Here is a 2,050-nt window from a genome sequence, read left to right as displayed (position 1 = left end):
GTTGTGGTGGTGCCGGGTGTGTCTGTTGTTTGAGAACTCAATAGTGTGCCAAGTTTGTTGATACCAATTTATTGTATTGAATTGGTTGAATTGACCAGGTTGCGCCACCCCGTGGTGTGGTCTGGTTTTTACAGCTGGTTTCAAATTTTGTGCATTGTGTGCATCCCGTTTTCCCGGGGGCGCATGGTGTGTCTGTTTTACTTCAACGGAGAGTTTGATCCTGGCTCAGGATGAACGCTGGCGGCGTGCTTAACACATGCAAGTCGAACGATGATCCCAGCTTGCTGGGGGATTAGTGGCGAACGGGTGAGTAACACGTGAGTAACCTGCCCTTAACTCTGGGATAAGCCTGGGAAACTGGGTCTAATACCGGATATGACTCCTCATCGCATGGTGGGGGGTGGAAAGCTTTATTGTGGTTTTGGATGGACTCGCGGCCTATCAGCTTGTTGGTGAGGTAATGGCTCACCAAGGCGACGACGGGTAGCCGGCCTGAGAGGGTGACCGGCCACACTGGGACTGAGACACGGCCCAGACTCCTACGGGAGGCAGCAGTGGGGAATATTGCACAATGGGCGAAAGCCTGATGCAGCGACGCCGCGTGAGGGATGACGGCCTTCGGGTTGTAAACCTCTTTCAGTAGGGAAGAAGCGAAAGTGACGGTACCTGCAGAAGAAGCGCCGGCTAACTACGTGCCAGCAGCCGCGGTAATACGTAGGGCGCAAGCGTTATCCGGAATTATTGGGCGTAAAGAGCTCGTAGGCGGTTTGTCGCGTCTGCCGTGAAAGTCCGGGGCTCAACTCCGGATCTGCGGTGGGTACGGGCAGACTAGAGTGATGTAGGGGAGACTGGAATTCCTGGTGTAGCGGTGAAATGCGCAGATATCAGGAGGAACACCGATGGCGAAGGCAGGTCTCTGGGCATTAACTGACGCTGAGGAGCGAAAGCATGGGGAGCGAACAGGATTAGATACCCTGGTAGTCCATGCCGTAAACGTTGGGCACTAGGTGTGGGGGACATTCCACGTTTTCCGCGCCGTAGCTAACGCATTAAGTGCCCCGCCTGGGGAGTACGGCCGCAAGGCTAAAACTCAAAGGAATTGACGGGGGCCCGCACAAGCGGCGGAGCATGCGGATTAATTCGATGCAACGCGAAGAACCTTACCAAGGCTTGACATGAACCGGAAACACCTGGAAACAGGTGCCCCGCTTGCGGTCGGTTTACAGGTGGTGCATGGTTGTCGTCAGCTCGTGTCGTGAGATGTTGGGTTAAGTCCCGCAACGAGCGCAACCCTCGTTCTATGTTGCCAGCGCGTTATGGCGGGGACTCATAGGAGACTGCCGGGGTCAACTCGGAGGAAGGTGGGGACGACGTCAAATCATCATGCCCCTTATGTCTTGGGCTTCACGCATGCTACAATGGCCGGTACAAAGGGTTGCGATACTGTGAGGTGGCCCGAAGCCGGTGGCCTAACCCCTTGTGGGAGGGAGCTGTCGAAGGTGGGACTGGCGATTGGGACTAAGTCGTAACAAGGTAGCCGTACCGGAAGGTGCGGCTGGATCACCTCCTTTCTAAGGAGCACCTACAATCACCTTGCCTCATGTATGTGAGTGTGGAGGGGTTGTCAGGAGTACGCCCGTTGCGCAGACGCAAGTTCTGCGGCGGGTGCTCACGGGTGGAATATCAACAAATAGCGGCCGCTGCGTTTTCCGCGGCACCCAGTACGGACCCTCTCTTGAGAGTGGTCCTGGAACGGTGCGGCGGGGGGTATGGCGGTTTAGTGTTTGGCACACTGTTGGGTCCTGAGACAACAGGACCGGTTTCCATGGCTGTTGGCTGTGGTTCCGGGACTTGTGTTTCTGGTTTCCTGGCTGCACCGATCACACGGTTGTTCCCTTTGGGGGGCGTGTGTGGGGTGTGTGGTACGGGGTTGTTGTTTGAGAACTACATAGTGGACGCGAGCATCTTTTATAAGAAGCAATTTCCAAGAATATGAACCTGGATCTGACCTGGGCGCCTTTGGGTGTGTGGGTTGGTTTTCATGGTTCTC

1 rRNA gene is annotated in these 2,050 nt (G+C 55.6%); it reads left to right on the top strand.

Annotated features, from left to right (window positions below):
• Positions 1-202: 202 nt before the first annotated feature.
• A 16S ribosomal RNA gene (locus AB4Y67_RS18965) occupies positions 203-1,571 on the top strand.
• The last annotated feature ends 479 nt before the right edge of the window (positions 1,572-2,050 follow it).

It is taken from the genome of Arthrobacter sp. YAF17 (assembly GCF_052113365.1).
Taxonomy (GTDB): Bacteria; Actinomycetota; Actinomycetes; order Actinomycetales; family Micrococcaceae; genus Arthrobacter.
Note: the sequence above shows the minus strand (reverse complement) of the source record. Positions and strands in the feature narration are given on the sequence as shown.